Below are 17268 nucleotides of genomic sequence, written 5' to 3' on the forward strand. Positions count from 1 at the left end.
AATTTAATGTACTTTTGGATAAAAATAGCAAAAATCTTTAAGCATGTACGAAGGTGTATTGACAAAAATGAAAACAGAGTTTTCCTCCCCTATTAATTACTTTCTCGAATTTGAAAATGAATTCATTCACATGAATCAACTATTGGACAGAAAGATAAAATTCACCTTTGTTAAGTTCGAATGTTTAAACTGTCATTTAGATAAAGAGATTTTTAGACAAGGATTTTGTAAGAGTTGCTTTTTTGAGGTACCACAAGCTGCAGATTGGATCTTAAAACCTGAATTGAGCAAAGCTCATTTGAATGAAGAAGAGCGCGATTTAGCCTTTGAAAAGAAAATGCAATTACAGCCTCATATTGTATACTTAGCACTTTCCAGTGATGTAAAGGTTGGAGTAACCCGGAAATCTCAAGTACCTACAAGATGGATTGACCAGGGAGCAAGCCAAGCCATTGAAGTTGTAGAAGTTCCAAACCGATATCTTGCAGGCATAACGGAAGTCGCCTTAAAAGAACACATGACTGATAAAACAAATTGGCGCAAAATGCTTACTAATGATATAATTGATGCCGATCTTATTGCCGAAAAAGATCGATTAGATGATTTTCTACCTGATGAAGTAAAGGAATATTATTTAGAGAGCAATAAGAATTTGTTCGACCTGAACTACCCTGTTCTTGATTATCCCAAAAAAGTAAAAAGCTTAAATTTAAAAAAGACACCTGAATACGAAGGTGTATTGAAAGGTATTAAAGGACAATACCTGATCTTTGAAGATCAGACTGTATTCAATATTAGAAGTTACGAAGGATTTGTAGTGAGGATAGATATTTATTAAACTATCCTCACCTTTATATCTTTAATCCTCGTTCTTTTTAGCCCATTCTTGTTTGTATGCAGCCTTAGCAACTTCTTCACGTCTTATTTGAGACTTCTTTGTAAAGTGCTGATTATCTCTCAGATTCTTTAACTGTTGCGTTTTTCTATACTTCTGCTTGTAGCGTTTTAGAGCTCTCTCAATACTCTCTCCTTGTTTAATCGGTATTATTAACATATATAAGAATTTTAAAGGTTCTACGACTGAAGACAACCTTATTACCGGAATTCACTTCAGTCTAACATCTCTTAAAATCAGCAAAGAATCAAAAAAACAAGAATAAATTGAGATACTTATCTGGAAGAATAACAAATTTCTACTTAAGATCAACTGTTGCCAATGGTGGTGCAAAGGTAATCGTTTAATTTTCAATTACACCATAGTTCTGAAATTAATTGAATCAAAACAATCGATTATACAGTTATTTAACTGTATAGAACACGTTTTTAAAACCCTTCAGCCACTCTTTCCAGCTCAGTTCGATTGGCAATTTTAATTTTTTTGCCATTGGTCTCAAGCATTCCCTTCTTAGAGAAATCAGATAGCATTCTGATTAAGGATTCTGTGGCTGTCCCCACCACATTTGAAATTTCTTCTCTGGATAAAGAAACTTTCAGGTATTGCTCCTTGTCTACCCCAAACTCTTCTTCAAATTCCAATAAAGCTCCGGCTAATCGTTGTTTCACACTTTTTTGAGCCATTTCCACAATAGCATCATCAGCCAGCTTAAGATCATGGCAAATATCTTTTATGATTTCTGCATTAAATTTAGAATTTTCCTTAAAGAATCGCATCACTTCTTCCTTTGGTATAAAGCAAACTTCCATTTCATCTATTGCTACCGCTGAAAGATTTACCGCTTCATCACTTATCAAACTTCTTTGACCAAGAAGGTCTCCTCTCTTAATGAATTTAACGATTTGATTTTTACCGTTCGGGCTCAGCTTGGTTAGTTTACAAATTCCCGACTTAATACAAAAAACACCATTAATGTGGTCACCTTCTTCGAATAAAGCCTCCCCCTTTTTAACAGAGTGAGAGGTCTTACAATTAGACATCCGCATAAGTTCATCCTTATCCAGTGCTCTTAATGCACTAAATTGTCTTACAATACATTGTTCACATTTACCCATGACACATAAACGCTTGATTTGGCGTTCCAAAATTACTACTTAGGTGACAAATATCATATTTTTTTGCTAAATTGATGTGAATCTTTGTACCAGGTAAAAGAGCAAGGATGATTAAACAATGTTTTCACTGTGGCACGGAGTGCGACACAAATTCTTTTGTATTCGACGCCAAAGATTTTTGTTGTAATGGCTGTAAAACTGTATATCAGATATTTTCTGAGAATGACCTCGCGGGATATTATGAAATGGAAAATTCCCCAGGGGCTACTCCAACTAACAACAAGGATAAATTTGACTTTTTAGACAATGACAACATTGTGGAAAAACTTCTTGAATTTAATGATGGACATACTCAAATTGTTAATTTATACATTCCCCACATTCATTGCAGTTCGTGTATATGGGTCTTAGAAAACTTAAATAAACTCAACGATAATATAAAAAGCTCTTTGGTTAATTTCCCAAAGAAAACGGTTCGCATTACTTATAGTTCGGAAGGCATTTCACTTAAGGCGCTTGTCCTGCTGATCAGTGCTATTGGTTATGAGCCCTATATCAGCCTGGAAGATTACCAAAAGAACAAAAAAGTAAAGGATCGAAGTTTAATATACAAACTTGGAGTTGCCGGTTTCGCATTTGGAAATGTAATGCTTTTATCATTCCCTGAGTATTTTGAGGTCGATGAATTCTGGCTCAATCAGTATAAACCTTTTTTTAGGTGGATTATGTTCGTGTTATCACTCCCTGTTGTATTTTATGCTGCTTCAGATTATTTTATTTCTGCCTATAAAGGACTTCGTTCTAAAATCCTCAACATAGATATTCCAATTGCTCTTGGTATTGCCGTGTTATTTTTAAGGAGTACTTTCGAGATCGTGACAGATACGGGACAAGGTTTTTTTGATAGTTTAACCGGCCTCCTCTTCTTTTTACTCTTGGGCAAGTTTTTCCAGCAAAAGACCTATAATTTCCTTTCTTTTGAACGTGACTACAAAAGCTATTTCCCTATCGGAATCACCAAAATTAATTCCAACGGAAGCGAAGAAAGTATTCAGGTTTATGACATTAAGCAAGGGGATAAACTTCTTATCAGAAATGAAGAACTCATTCCCGTTGACGCTATCCTTTTAAAAGGAAAAGGTAAAATTGATTATAGTTTTGTTACCGGTGAAGCTGAGGCGGTTCGTAAATTCAGTGGAGATAAACTTTTCGCCGGAGGTAAACAAACTGGAGAGGCGATTGAATTAGAAGCTCTCAAGAGTGTCTCACAAAGTTATTTAACACAATTATGGAGTAACGATGTCTTCGCAAAAGATAAACACGAAGGGTTCATAAATGTAACTGATAGTATCAGTAAATATTTTACCATTATAATATTAATCATCGCCTTTGGATCGGCCGGATTTTGGTTATGGTTTGACGCTTCAAAAGCAATGAATGTATTTACCTCCATTCTTATTGTGGCTTGCCCCTGCGCACTTGCCCTATCTGCCCCATTTACACTAGGAAATATGCTACGTATTTTCGGTAAAAATAAATTTTACTTAAAAAATGCTCATGTACTGGAACAACTGGCTAAAATTAACAGCATTATTTTCGACAAAACTGGCACGATAACTTCCAACAAAGAAACAAAAGTAACTTATGAAGGTGACCCACTTGATAACCGTGAGCAAACCCTTCTGAAAAACACACTAAGAAACTCAAATCACCCATTGAGTCGTCAATTGTACAGTATTCTTAAAGAGAATCAAATCATAACCCTTGATGAGTTTAATGAGTATAGCGGGAAAGGTATTGAAGCTTCTCACAATGATCAAACCATAAAACTGGGGTCTGCAGCATTTCTCAAGGCGCCAGTTACTCAAAAATCACTAAAGACGGCTGTACACGTTGCCACCAATGACAATTATAAGGGAATGTACACCTTTTACAACTCCTACCGAAAAGGACTATCGAAATTATTCAATAGTTTAAAGAATTCCTATGAGATGACCATTCTTTCCGGTGATAATGAGAGCGAACGAGGGAATCTTGAAAAACTACTTCCTCCGGGAACTAAATTATTCTTCAATCAAAAACCAGATGAAAAATTAAATTATATAAAATACCATCAAAAAGAAGGTGCAAATATCATGATGGTTGGTGATGGTTTAAACGATGCGGGGGCCCTCAGACAAAGTAATGTTGGAATTGCTATAGCGGAAAATGTAAATGTATTTACTCCTGCTTCTGATGCTATTCTGGATGCCTCAAAATTTGATTTAATTCCACGGTATTTATGGGCGAGTAAAAAGGCAATGAAAGTTATAATTGCCAGTTTCATTTTATCCTTCTTATATAATACTGTTGGACTGGCCTTTGCCATCAGTGGAAATTTATCTCCGGTAATCGCTGCTATACTCATGCCTTTAAGCTCGATTAGTATTGTTGCTTTCACCACGATAATGACCAACTTGATTGGAAAGAATTTAAATAAACGAATATGACAAATATCATCTTTTATGGATTTCGCGAAAGTTACATTTGTCGAGTAATCTCACAGGTATGAGTGTTATCTATATTTTAATTACAGTTAGTATAGCTGTGGCTGTAGTATTTTTTATTGCATTTGTCACGGCCGTAAAAAGAGGACAGTTTGATGATGACTATACCCCATCTATACGTATGCTCTTTGAAGACGAACTTGTAAAAGACAAAAAGAAAACTAATCAACAATCAAGTAATAAATAATCATAATTATGGAAGTGCAACAATTTTACTACGACAACAAAATTGTTAAAAAGTTTCTCTATGCCACCATGCTATGGGGTGTAGTAGGAATGTTGATAGGCTTACTTCTAGCCTTATTATTTTTATTTCCGAATTTAACTGAAGATATACCGTGGTTAAGTTTTGGTCGATTAAGACCTTTACACACCAATGCGGTAATCTTTGCATTTGTTGGAAATGCCATTTTTGCTGGGGTATATTATTCCTTGCAACGCCTCTTAAAGGCAAGGATGTTCAGTGATTTTTTAAGCAATCTTAATTTCTGGGGATGGCAATTGATCATTGTTGCTGCAGCCATTTCCTTACCTCTTGGTTACACAACTTCTAAAGAATATGCTGAACTGGAGTGGCCAATCGATATTGCTATAGCCTTAATCTGGGTTGCCTTTGGGGTGAACATGATAGGTACAATTTTACGCAGAAGACAGCGTCATTTATATGTTGCGATCTGGTTTTACATAGCGACCTTCGTAACCGTTGCAGTACTCCATATTTTTAATAGTTTAGAACTTCCGGTTAGTGCCATGAAAAGTTATTCTGTTTACGCAGGTGTACAGGATGCGCTTGTACAATGGTGGTACGGGCACAATGCAGTGGCCTTCTTCTTAACTACTCCGTTCTTAGGACTAATGTATTATTTTGTACCCAAGGCTGCAGATCGACCTGTGTATTCTTATCGATTATCAATTGTGCACTTCTGGTCGTTAATCTTTATTTATATCTGGGCTGGACCTCACCACTTGTTATATACCTCACTTCCTGATTGGGCTCAAAACCTTGGGGTTGTGTTTTCAGTAATGCTGATTGCTCCTTCATGGGGAGGAATGATTAACGGACTCTTAACCTTAAGAGGGGTTTGGGATAAAGTTCGTACAGACCCTGTTTTAAAGTTCATGGTTGTGGCCATCACTGGTTATGGTATGGCGACCTTCGAAGGTCCTATGCTATCGTTAAAAAATGTAAATGCCATTGCTCACTTTACTGACTGGATTATTGCTCACGTTCACGTTGGGGCTTTAGCATGGAATGGATTCCTAACCTTTGGTATGATCTATTATTTGGTTCCAAAAATGTTTAAAACCAAATTATACTCAATACCTATGGCAAACTTCCATTTCTGGATCGGCACCCTTGGTATTATACTATATGCACTTCCGATGTATATCGCTGGTTTTGTTCAGGCTTCCATGTGGAAAGAATTCAACCCTGACGGAACTCTTGTCTATGGAAACTTCCTGGAAACAGTTACACAAATCATTCCTATGTACTGGATGCGTGCGATTGGTGGGTCTTTATATATCGTTGGGGTATTAGTAGGTATCTACAACGCAATTCAAACCATCAAAAGAGGCTCTAAAGTCGAAGATGAATTGGCAGAAGCGCCTGCACTAGCACGAGTATCTAAAGGGCGTGTTGCTGGAGAAACTTTCCATACATGGCTCGAAAGAAAACCTGTTCAACTCACCATATTAGCCACCATCGCTATTTTAATAGGAGGTGTTATTCAGATTGTTCCAACAATTATGGTTAAATCAAACATTCCTACAATTACAAGTGTTAAACCATACACCCCACTTGAATTGGAAGGTAGGGACCTTTATATCAGGGAAGGCTGTGTCTCTTGTCACTCACAGATGGTAAGACCATTTAGAAGTGAAACCGAACGCTATCAGGGAGAATACTCTAAAGCCGGTGAATATGTATACGATCATCCTTTCCTATGGGGTAGTAAACGGACCGGACCGGACCTGATGCGTGTTGGAGGAAAATATTCAGACAACTGGCACTTTAATCATATGTATGATCCTCAAAGTACCTCATCAGGAAGTATCATGCCTTCTTACAAATGGCTTATCCGAAATAAATTAGACAAGTCAGACACAGAAGCTAAGATGGAAGCCATGGTTAAACTGGGCGTTCCTTATACCGACGAGGATATTGCCAATGCACAAAAAAGCATGAAGGAACAAGGTGCTAAAATTGAAGAAAGCCTTCATAATGATCCCGACTTTGTAACCAGTTATCAGGAAGACAAACGAATTGCCCAGGAATATGGTGAAGAGTTTGTTGAAATGAAAGACCGTGAAATCGTTGCAATAATAGCTTATCTGCAGCGGTTAGGAACTGATATCAAAATAAAGAACAGTACAGAAGAAGCTACAACTAAAAATTAACAACGATGTTTAAATTTATAAAAGATCATGTGGCTACCATTGATGGGATTCAGATTTATCCCATCATATCGCTCTCTATATTCTTTGTATTCTTTGTAGCCTTGTTTTGGTGGGTATTTACAGCCAAAAAGGAATACATCAAGAAAGTAAGTCAATTTCCATTAGACAACCAAGAAAACAATTAACAGATGAAAAGTTTTGCATCATATTTACGTGTCATCGCTATAACCTCAATTGTATTTATTGCCGCAGAGTACTTAATAGACTCTGGTGAAAAACCTGCATTTATCGAGTACCCAATGGTATCGGTATTCATATTACTTTTTGCCATCATACTTATAGGTATTGAGATTATGGTAGGTTCTATGAATTCGCTTGCCGATGCAATAATGACAGAGGATCAGAAGAAAGCACTTGAGGTCAAAAGAGCTAAAGCCAGAAAAAATGCCTGGTATCTAAAACTTGAAAAAAGGCTTACTAAAGCACAACCCATAGAGGCTGAAGGTGAAATTATTTTAGACCACAACTACGATGGTATTAGAGAACTAGACAATTCATTACCTCCCTGGTGGGTTTATGGCTTCTACATCTCGATTGTGTTTGCAGTAATATACCTTGCCAAATATCATATCTTCGATGGGAACACACAGGCCGAGGAGTATGAACAGGCGATGGCTAAGGCGAAAATAGAGATTGAAGAATACAAGAGAACCGCCAAAGACCTCATCGATGCCAATACTGTAGAATTGCTGACGGAAGCAAGTGACCTCAACGCAGGTAAAAGTATATTCCAAACGAATTGTGTCGCGTGCCACATGGCTGATGGTGGTGGTGGTATCGGACCTAATTTAACTGACGAATATTGGATTTTAGGAGGTGGCATTAAAAATGTTTTCCGTACAATTTCCGAAGGAGGTAGAGACGGGAAAGGTATGGTCGCCTGGAAGCAATCCTTAAAACCTTCAGAAGTTGCTCAGGTAGCTAGTTATGTACTTAGCCTGGAGGGAACAACTCCTGCCAATCCAAAAGCTCCGGAAGGAGAAATCTGGACACCCGAAGAAGAATAATCAGAAAGTACAAGCATGGGTCAAAACACCGAAAATAAAGAAGCTTTTAGAGACTCCATTGGTACCGTAACCAAAGAAGGTAAAAGAGCTTGGGTTCATCCTAAGAAGCCAAGTGGAAACTATTATAAATACAGAAAGTATGTTAGTTATTTTCTCTTAGCCTTCTTATTTCTGGCTCCCTTTATCAAAATAAACGGAAATCAGTTCTTACTGTTCAATGTGCTGGAAAGACGATATAATATTTTCGGACTGCCTTTTTGGCCTCAGGATTTCTACTTGTTTGTAATTTCGATGATCATAGGAGTGGTATTTATCACCCTGTTTACCGTTGCCTTCGGACGAATCTTTTGTGGATGGATCTGTCCTCAGACCATTTTCATGGAAATGGTTTTTAGAAGAATTGAATATTGGATCGATGGCGACCGCGGAGCTCAAATCCGATTGGCCAAACAATCCTGGAATGCAGAGAAAATCAGAAAAAGGCTTATAAAGTGGTTTATCTTCTTTATTATCTCCTTTGTTATCGCCAATATATTTCTAGCTTATTTAATAGGCAGCGATCAACTATTGAGATATATACTTGAAGGACCTAAAAACCATTCGAGCACTTTAGTTTCGCTCTTTATTTTTACGGGGGTTTTCTATTTTATTTTTGCATGGTTTAGAGAACAGGTCTGCATAATCGCATGTCCTTACGGTAGACTTCAAGGAGTTCTGCTCGACAATAAATCGATTGTGGTAGCTTATGATTACAAGCGAGGTGAAGGTAAGAACGGAAGAAAGAAGTTTAGAAAAAACGAAGACAGAGATGCCTTGGGACATGGTGATTGCATTGATTGCTCTCAATGTGTACATGTATGTCCGACGGGAATTGACATCAGGAACGGAACACAACTGGAATGTGTGAACTGCACAGCGTGCATCGATGCATGCGACCATATCATGGAAAGCGTAGGCTATCCTAAGGGACTTATTAGATATGCCAGCATTGAAAACATTGAGAAAAAAACACCGTTCAGACTATCCCCACGAATGAAAGGATATATCGCAGTATTAACCATTCTGACCGGCCTTTTAATTGGAATGCTCTTTTTAAGAAATGACGTGGAGGCTACAGTTCTAAGGTTACCCGGGCAATTATACGAACACAAAGGAGACTATCTAATCAGCAATGTTTACACTTATAAGATTATCAATAAAACGGTAAGAAACATAGATAGTGTACAGATTAAACTCATGTCTCCTAAAGGCGAAGTAAAATCGGTAGGTAATAAGGTGTTCAGTATACCAAGGGAAGGATTGGCCGAAGGAACCTTATTTATTGAAATTGACAAAGGGTTACTTGAAAACGATAAAACCAAGGTTAAGCTTGGTATTTACAGTGGGGATACATTAATAGAAACAACAAGCGCTACCTTTTTAGGGCCAAGAAGCTACAGGTAGTTTAGATAAAAACAGGAAAACATGAAATTTAATTGGGGAACAGGAATAGTTATAGCCTTTGCACTTTTTATATCCTTCATCATGTATTTCGTTATTACGATGAGTACAGATGACAAATACGATCATGACCTAGTCACAGAACAATACTATAAAAAGGAACTAGCGTTTCAGGAGAAATTAGACAGGGAACAAAAAACAATCAATCTGGGTTATGAAATCCAAATCGATAAAAACAGTGAAGGTCTATTAATCAAATTCCCCAAAGAAGTAACAGACACTGAAATATCTGGAAAAGTGTTCCTATACAGGCCATCTAATAAACAATTGGATTTTGAAATTCCATTTTCTACGTCCAATCATCTATTGCTCATACCTGACAACCGTTTGTTAGATGGCCGCTGGAACATTGAAATCGACTGGAAATTCAAGGATGCTTCTATGTTAAGCACAAAGGAAATCTCTTATTAAGAATGCTTCTTTCGGCGATCATATTAGGTTTTTTAGGTAGCTTTCACTGTGTAGGCATGTGTGGGCCCATCGCCTTTGTTTTGCCATTAGACAGGAGTAACCAGTTAAAAAAAATAAGTCAATTATTTTTGTATCACTTTGGCCGATTACTCAGCTATTCGGCTATTGGCTTTATGTTTGGTTTTGTCGGAAAGGGGCTTTACCTCAGTGGTCTTCAACAGAGACTATCTATTGTTATTGGGGTTTTGATGATTGCCATCGCGATTATCCCCTACCGTATTTTTCAAAAATATAATTTTTCAAGACCCGTTTTTAAAATTATTTCCCGTGTAAAATCGGGTTTAGGTAAGCAACTGAAAAAAAAGAGTTACAAGGCTTTGTTCTCCATTGGGGTCTTAAATGGTTTCTTACCTTGCGGCCTTATTTACATGGCTTTATTCGGAGCCATTGCCATGGGCCAGCCTACCTTAAGCGCATCTTATATGTTTCTCTTTGGTTTAGGGACCATTCCATTAATGAGTGGAGCTGCATATTTAGGAAACTTTTTATCAGGTACGGCTCGTAAAAGGATTCAAAAAGCTATTCCTGTTTTTGTGATTATTATAGGTGCTTTTTTTGTTTTAAGAGGTATGGGATTGGGGATACCATATATCTCTCCCTCAAACCTTAGCCTTATGGTGAAGCCCACTCCTGATTGTGTAGTACCCTAAAGATCTCTTCAGCAATTCAAATAATAAGCATCTATGCTATCTGCAAACCAATTGCCGGCAAGGCTATATATCATGTACATACGCATACTCTATTTACTTTCCTACATTTGCCCTTTAGGTAAATATGCACAATAGACGCTTTATTTATACTTTATCCATACTTTATCCATACTCTATCCATACTCTATCCATACTGTATGACCGGGCCTAGAGTACTTAAAAGCACCTTCAAAGCTTTTTGAAGGTATCTTTAAAATTAAGGTATAAAAAAAGGGGGTGAGCCCCCCTTTTTATTTAAAAAGTAACTGCATTTAATTCTTTATCGACCAGAATTACCTTCTCAAGATCCAGATCAATTTTTAACTTTCTTTTTGCTTTAAAGCGAATCAAAAATAAATCCTTATCACCCGATAATATTTGCTTTTCACCAATATTCACAAAGGTTGGATATAAAACACGTTCTCCATCAGAATGCAACCTATTATTGGTTAGGTTTTCCATGGCTACCGTACTTTTAGGTTGTATCGCTACAAATTCGTAATCCTGCTCATTATACGGGATTGCCATGCTCAGGGCGTTAACAGCCTTAAGACCTTTTCCTTTAACACGTACCTCTATAATTTCTCCCTGACTATAAGTCTTTTTATTGGTTGTAAAGGTAAGTTCCCCTGTCACATTCTCATTACTATCACCTTCTACCCCACCTTCTAATTGGGTTGCCACTACTGAAATATCATAGGCATCGATAAGGTTATTTTTATTCACATCACCTATACTTACATAGCCTTCAAAATCAGCATCACCCTTTCTTAACCCTGTATAATTTGTATAAGAGGTTAAATCGTTATTGTCTATAATGCCATCATTATTGATATCTCCAGGCAGATAACTTTCTGTTCCAGGAACTTTAAAGACATATAATTCTCGTCCTGATCCATAGCCTCCTACACCTTCTTCAATCTTAATTTTAATAAAACGTGCTGTAGGTTGCTTCGCAAACTCAAAAGTCTTGGTTTCATTATTTCTTTCCCAATCTATACTACCTGCTTCCGTCCAGATTACCTTATCGTTACTGTAATAAACTTTTCCTTTTAACCATATACCGTTTCCACCGCTTCTTCTTGGCAGGTATTGAAATTTATCTAACTGATTAAAAGTCTTCAAGTCGATAACCAGATCAAAAGGGATGGCATCTTCACCCCATTTTGTATGCCACTGATTTCCCTCATCAAAATCAAAAAACTTTGAAATTCCATAACCTCCCTGATTTTTAACTGAAGTTACAGCCTCTATATCCTGAATCGCGAACTCTAAAGGATTCGATGCTGTTTGTGCTGAAAATTGCGTCCACTCTGAAACCCCGTCCTTATTTACAGCCCTTAACTTAAACGTATAGGAGGTTTCAGGCTGTAGTCCTTCAAAAAGCAATGACTTATCTTTAATGGTGGTATATTGCATATTGTTGAACAATATCTCGTAATAGTCGGCATTTGCCACCTCATTCCATGAAGGCTTTAAGGTGTAGGCCTGTATATGGTCTTCAGCTACCTGTGAATTATCAGGAGTTTGTAAAGGTCCCTGAGTAACTTTTTGATTGTTTTGAGGCTTAAATTCAAACCCTTTTAAATGCAGCGCAATTTTGGCAGAAGAAATATCCACCTTTTCTACTTTAACAATCAATCTTGGATTTTTTATAAGTTGAACGTTTTCAAAATCACTTCCTTCAGTTGAAAATTGATTAAAATCCGGCTGTTTTTCGTAGAAATATGCATTGGTTGCACTTTTCAAGTCTTCCTTGGTAGCAACCTCCTTCAATTTCACTTTCTTTCCTGCTACTTTTACAACTACTTTTTTAGGTTTTTTAGTGACATTGATCCTGAATTCTGTCGACTTCTCTTTTTCAAACCCGGTATAATTTCCCGTTGTAGGATGAATCGTTACTAAAACATTATTCTTCTTGTCAACCTTAGACTCTATAAGGGTATATGTTCCTTCTCCTTTTTTGTAAGCTTCGGTAACACCATCGTCATCATACTCTTTAAAAGAAGATGTTTGATAGGGATATAATTCATAAATACGTTCTTCCGTATTTATTTCGGAAGGGTTGTTATTAGGATTCACCATTGGTATAATGGCTCCTCTTTTCACAAAAACAGGCAACTTCCAGATCGGGCTTGAAAAACTATTAATTATTTGATTCCCTTCAAATTGTTCCCCTGTGAAATAATCTACCCATAAACCTTCCGGAAGGTAAATTCCATTTCGAATATCATTCCCCTTTTCATCCATTTTGGTTTCCTTATAAATTGGTGCCACCAAAAATGCAGGTCCGTACATGAATTGATATTGCGTTGCTACACCCTGTGTATAGGCATTTTCATCCTCCAGGAACATCGCTCTGATCATTGGCAACCCATCCACAGATTCTTTGGCTATACTATAGGCATAGGGTAAAAGTTCAGATTTTAATTTCAGGTAGTTTCTGTTAATGGATGTCGTCGGTTCCCCAAGTGCCTGCGGATACTTTTCATTAGCTCCCCATCCATCCATATTCAACTGCATAGGGGTAAATGTTTTCCATTGAAAATCTCTTGCATTTACGAATGGATTCTTTCCTCCGAAAATTCCATCCATGTCAGAGGTAATATTTGGCTGTCCAGATAACCCGGAACCGATATAGGTTGGTATATGAAAACGGATGTATTCCCAGACTCCTCCTGTTTGGTCTCCTGACCAAATACCAGCATAACGCTGAGTACCTGCCCAACCATCGAGTGAAATAATAAAAGGTCTGGCATCATTACCATACTCAGGCATAATTTCTCCAACGTCCGCAACGCCATTCAAGCCAAAGGAATAACCTGCACCAACCCATGCAACATCCGTTTTAAGAACTCGTACCCCGGCATCTCTCACTTCCTTAACGATGTCTCTTTGCAAAAGGGCACTTACCCCCTCTTTAGGATGTAAATCAGATTGTGTCCACAAGCCTATTTCAACACCTCTTGAACGTGCATAATCTCCAAATTCCTTAAGGTTTTTAATGTTTCCATCTAAAGTTTCCGTTTGTCCATAACCAGCACCATAGCCATCATTAGGAAGTATCCATCCTAACGGCATATCATTATCCAGGTAGCGATCTACTGCTGCACGTGCTGAAAACTGATAATTATCTTTCTCTCCGTTAAGCGACTCCTTGATTCCTCCATTATCTTTTTGACTCTCTTTATAACGCTTCCCATCTTCAAAGAGAATTCCTTTTTCATCTTCTTTCCAAAAGTCGCGATTGTATGCATTTAAATGACCTTGATAAAAGCCAAACTTTGGAAGTAAGACTGGATTACCCGTTAATTGGTAGAAATCATTTAACAAGGGCGAAACGCCATCATTAATCATAAAAAACACATCCAGATAATCCGTTTCATGGTAAAGCTTAACCTCACCCTCTTGTTTAGCTCCAAAATCGTATTTTCCTTTTTTAAAGGAATACCACATAAAACCATATCCTTTAGATGACCAATAATACGGGGTTGGTGAAGCTACACCTCCATCGGTCCAACTATTTTGATTTTCTATAGCGATTGCTTTCCCTTTATGTGAGAATCGACCATTTTGAACGCCTCCTCCATAGAAGAATTCATCGGAATGTTCTTTCAATGCAATTTCTACTTTGTCATCAAGAAATTCTATCGGCTTCAGCGTTTCCAAAACGGTAACATTTAATTTCAGATCAGTTACACTAAAAGTTCCGTTATTTTTATGAAGCGAAACTTTTACCCTCTGAGTTGTAAGATCATAAGTGTCTTCCGTTTCTGAAATCTTTAATTCAGTAATCTTTTTTCTTGGATTATCCACCAGAATATTTGCTTCCGGCTCTGCTTTCGGCGGTCTCATACCCTTTCCTGAATTGTCCTGAAATAGTCTGAAAATATGATCAGCATAAAAATCAGCAAACATTAGGTTAGTATCAGAAAACGTAATTTTCACAGTTGTCTGATTGATCTTCTCTACCGAAGAGATCTTTACATCCTTTTTATCCTGAATTGAAGCGGTGATATTTTCACCGTTATTATGTGCTAAAATTTGACCTGGAGACAAGCCCCATAAAAAAGCAAACAAAACAAAATAAAAACGATTAATAGGTTTAATTATTTTCATTACCTTATTTTTTAACATAAAATCATACTGCAATGATAAACATCATTTAAGTAGAAAAGCAATTTATTTTGTTAAAGTTACCATTTTAGGACGTCGGTAATGTAAATACAAAAAGAGCCGAACCTAAGCTCGACTCTTTACCCTACATATCTGATGTCTTTTCAACTAGACTGTCATAGAAAATAGCTCTCTATCAGGTTTATTACGTTGTAAAAGCACATCGAAAGCCATACATATATTTCTTATAAACGGTTTTCCTTCATCGGTGACGATCAGCTCTTTTTCCTTTAAAATCAAAAACCCATCTTGTTTTAGTTCTTCCAGGCTTTCAAGTACGTCAGGCAACTGCTCAAAATAATCTTCATTTTTATCCCAACTTGTTCGGAGCTGACACATTAGATTAAGGATATGTTTCCTAATAATAAGGTCTTCTTCGTTCAAACAGTGCCCCCTGTAAACCGGCAAAACATTATTTTCAACCAGGTGAGTATATTCTTCAATACTTTTTACGTTCTGTGCAAAGGCATACCAGCTATCACTGATACTGGAAGCTCCAAGACCAATCATTAATTTTGTTTTAGAAGCGGTGTAGCCCATAAAATTTCGGTGAAGATTACCATTGTTCATCGAATGATAAAGTGCATCTGTCTTCAGCGCAAAATGATCCATTCCAATTTCAACATAACCTAACTCGGAAAACAGCTTTTTCCCGATTTCGTATAAAATTCTTTTTTCTTCTCCACCAGGCAGGTTTTCTTCACTAAATCCGCGTTGTCCATTCCCTTTCATCCACGGTACATGAGCATAGCTATAAAAGGCAATTCGATCAGGCATTAACTGAATAGTTTTATTGATCGTTTCTATAACATCGCCAAGGGTTTGAAAAGGCAATCCAAAAACCAGGTCATGACTTACCGAGGTATATCCAATTTCTCTGGCTTCTTCGGTAGCTCGTTTTACATTTTCAAAAGGTTGAATTCTATTGATTGCCTTTTGAACCTGAAGCGAATAATCCTGAACACCATAACTGACTCTTCTGAAGCCCAAGTCATACAAAGTCTGTAAATGTTCACGGGTAGTATTGTTCGGATGCCCCTCGAAACTAAATTCATAGCCTTCAGCCCGTTTGGCATATTTAAAGATTCCGTGAATTAATTTTTTTAGATTCTCTGAAGAAAAGAATGTCGGCGTACCTCCTCCCAAATGAATTTCTTTAATTCTCGGAGTACTTCCTAGCATATCGCAATACATTTTCCATTCTTTCAAGAGTGTTTCGATATAAGGCTCTTCGACCTCATGTCTTTTTGTAATGCGTTTATGGCATCCACAAAAAGTGCATAAACTTTCACAAAACGGTAAATGTATATATAAACTAATCCCTTCCTGCTGATTACTTTCAAGGAATGACTTCTTAAATGAATTTATCCATTTTTTAGCAGAAAAGGTATTGACATCCCAGTAGGGTACTGTTGGGTAACTAGTATACCTTGGACCGGGAACATTATATTTCTGAATTAAATCCATACCTTAAAGTAGCTTTGAATGACCAAAACTACTTTAAGGGGATTCTTTATACTATGACAAATATCAGTTTGTTAATTAACTGGCAACTTTTGAAGTATGATAGCGTACCAATCCATCAATGGGTCGCCTAACAAATTTACCTGTTTGAATACCGTGCTCTTTCAGTACTTCTGTAATTTGATCTTTAGCATAATAAGCAATAGACCCCACAAAATGAGCAGGTTTGGTGAGCAATTCCTCTCTAAACAGCATCAAATGAGACTTTAAAAATGATAAAGCCGCCTCTTTTAGGAGTGCTTGAAAAAAAGGTTCTTCAATATTCTCGAATAAAAACTTTGCAAAAGAGGCTAAATACGCATTAGGATTCGCCTTTTTGTATAGTTTCTTTTTTACTTTGGTTGGATCAAGGTCATATTCTACTCTAAACTTATCTGCCAAATATTCTGGCATTTGCTTGAAGTAATAAGCCCTTAAGAGTTGTTTCCCTATAAAATTCCCACTGGCATCATCCATAATAGTATACCCTAAAGAAGGCATTCTTGTATAGATCTCTTTACCATCAAAATAGCAGCAGTTAGATCCAGTACCCAATATACACACTACACCTGCTTCTTCGGTACATGCATAAACAGCGGCTGCCAAATCTTCTTTTACATCTATAACTTCAGCTTCAACAAAAAACCTTTTAAAGGCTTTAGCTAAACCTTTTTGCTGTTTTTCCATTCCACATCCAGCACCGTAAAAAAACACTTTTTTCACTTCCGCTTTATGGGATGACAGCTCTGGGGATTCGGCAATCCGCTCCACTACTTCCTTTTTTGAAAGCAACGCCGGATTGACTCCTTTGGTACGTGTTTTAAAAAGTGTATTTCCCGTTTCGTCTACCGCTATCCAATCACACTTAGTAGAACCTCCATCCGCTATTAAAATCATAATACTTTA

Annotated in this window: 14 protein-coding genes; 9 read left to right on the forward strand and 5 right to left on the reverse strand. The window is 37.2% G+C overall.

Translation table 11 applies throughout. The features are described 5' to 3' along the window. The first annotated feature begins 43 nt into the window (after positions 1-43). Positions 44-838 (forward strand): DUF2797 domain-containing protein, encoded by a 795-nt coding sequence (locus P278_RS10850; RefSeq protein WP_038266503.1) that lies wholly within the window; start codon positions 44-46, stop codon positions 836-838. A gap of 21 nt (positions 839-859) precedes the next feature. Here P278_RS10850 and rpsU read toward each other — a convergent pair whose 3' ends face one another. Together rpsU and P278_RS10860 are read right to left on the reverse strand one after the other, a co-directional pair. Continuing rightward, on the reverse strand, positions 860-1054 hold the full coding sequence (rpsU, locus tag P278_RS10855; RefSeq protein WP_038266506.1) for a 30S ribosomal protein S21: 195 nt from the start codon (positions 1052-1054) through the stop codon (positions 860-862). 269 nt (positions 1055-1323) lie between these two features. Further along, positions 1324-2010, reverse strand: a complete 687-nt coding sequence (locus P278_RS10860) for a Crp/Fnr family transcriptional regulator (RefSeq protein WP_038266508.1) — start codon at positions 2008-2010, stop codon at positions 1324-1326. A 107-nt stretch (positions 2011-2117) separates the two neighbouring features. Here P278_RS10860 and P278_RS10865 point away from each other — a divergent pair, with 107 nt between their 5' ends. From P278_RS10865 to P278_RS10900, 8 genes are read left to right on the forward strand one after another with little or no spacing between them, the layout of a single operon-like run. Continuing rightward, positions 2118-4499, forward strand: a complete 2382-nt coding sequence (locus P278_RS10865) for a heavy metal translocating P-type ATPase (RefSeq protein ID WP_038266510.1) — start codon at positions 2118-2120, stop codon at positions 4497-4499. Between the two features lie 58 nt (positions 4500-4557). Then, entirely contained in the window at positions 4558-4743 is a 186-nt protein-coding gene (ccoS, locus tag P278_RS10870) for a cbb3-type cytochrome oxidase assembly protein CcoS (protein WP_038266512.1), read from the forward strand. Positions 4744-4751: 8 nt separating this feature from the next. Further along, complete coding sequence (gene ccoN, locus P278_RS10875) at positions 4752-6956, forward strand: cytochrome-c oxidase, cbb3-type subunit I (RefSeq protein ID WP_038266515.1); 2205 nt, start codon at positions 4752-4754, stop codon at positions 6954-6956. 5 nt (positions 6957-6961) lie between these two features. Then, positions 6962-7141: a cytochrome c oxidase subunit IV gene (locus P278_RS10880; RefSeq protein WP_038266517.1), complete on the forward strand. Its 180-nt coding sequence runs from the start codon at positions 6962-6964 to the stop codon at positions 7139-7141. A 3-nt stretch (positions 7142-7144) separates the two neighbouring features. Then, entirely contained in the window at positions 7145-8023 is an 879-nt protein-coding gene (locus P278_RS10885) for a cbb3-type cytochrome c oxidase N-terminal domain-containing protein (RefSeq protein WP_038266520.1), read from the forward strand. A 15-nt stretch (positions 8024-8038) separates the two neighbouring features. Beyond that, positions 8039-9466 (forward strand): cytochrome c oxidase accessory protein CcoG, encoded by a 1428-nt coding sequence (gene ccoG, locus P278_RS10890; RefSeq protein ID WP_038266523.1) that lies wholly within the window; start codon positions 8039-8041, stop codon positions 9464-9466. A 21-nt stretch (positions 9467-9487) separates the two neighbouring features. After that, positions 9488-9934: a FixH family protein gene (locus tag P278_RS10895; RefSeq protein ID WP_038266526.1), complete on the forward strand. Its 447-nt coding sequence runs from the start codon at positions 9488-9490 to the stop codon at positions 9932-9934. Between the two features lie 2 nt (positions 9935-9936). After that, on the forward strand, positions 9937-10644 hold the full coding sequence (locus P278_RS10900; RefSeq protein WP_038266528.1) for a sulfite exporter TauE/SafE family protein: 708 nt from the start codon (positions 9937-9939) through the stop codon (positions 10642-10644). 294 nt (positions 10645-10938) lie between these two features. Here P278_RS10900 and P278_RS10905 read toward each other — a convergent pair whose 3' ends face one another. The 3 genes from P278_RS10905 to P278_RS10915 form a co-directional block, all read right to left on the reverse strand. After that, complete coding sequence (locus P278_RS10905) at positions 10939-14802, reverse strand: TIM-barrel domain-containing protein (RefSeq protein ID WP_051413525.1); 3864 nt, start codon at positions 14800-14802, stop codon at positions 10939-10941. Positions 14803-14967: 165 nt separating this feature from the next. Then, positions 14968-16326 carry an oxygen-independent coproporphyrinogen III oxidase gene (gene hemN / locus P278_RS10910; protein ID WP_038266530.1) on the reverse strand — a complete coding sequence of 453 codons (1359 nt, stop codon included), beginning with the start codon at positions 16324-16326 and terminating at the stop codon, positions 14968-14970. Between the two features lie 75 nt (positions 16327-16401). Continuing rightward, entirely contained in the window at positions 16402-17259 is an 858-nt protein-coding gene (locus P278_RS10915; RefSeq protein ID WP_038266533.1) for a BadF/BadG/BcrA/BcrD ATPase family protein, read from the reverse strand. Positions 17260-17268 lie beyond the last annotated feature (9 nt).

The organism is Zhouia amylolytica AD3, assembly GCF_000511935.2.
Lineage (GTDB): Bacteria > Bacteroidota > Bacteroidia > Flavobacteriales > Flavobacteriaceae > Zhouia > Zhouia amylolytica.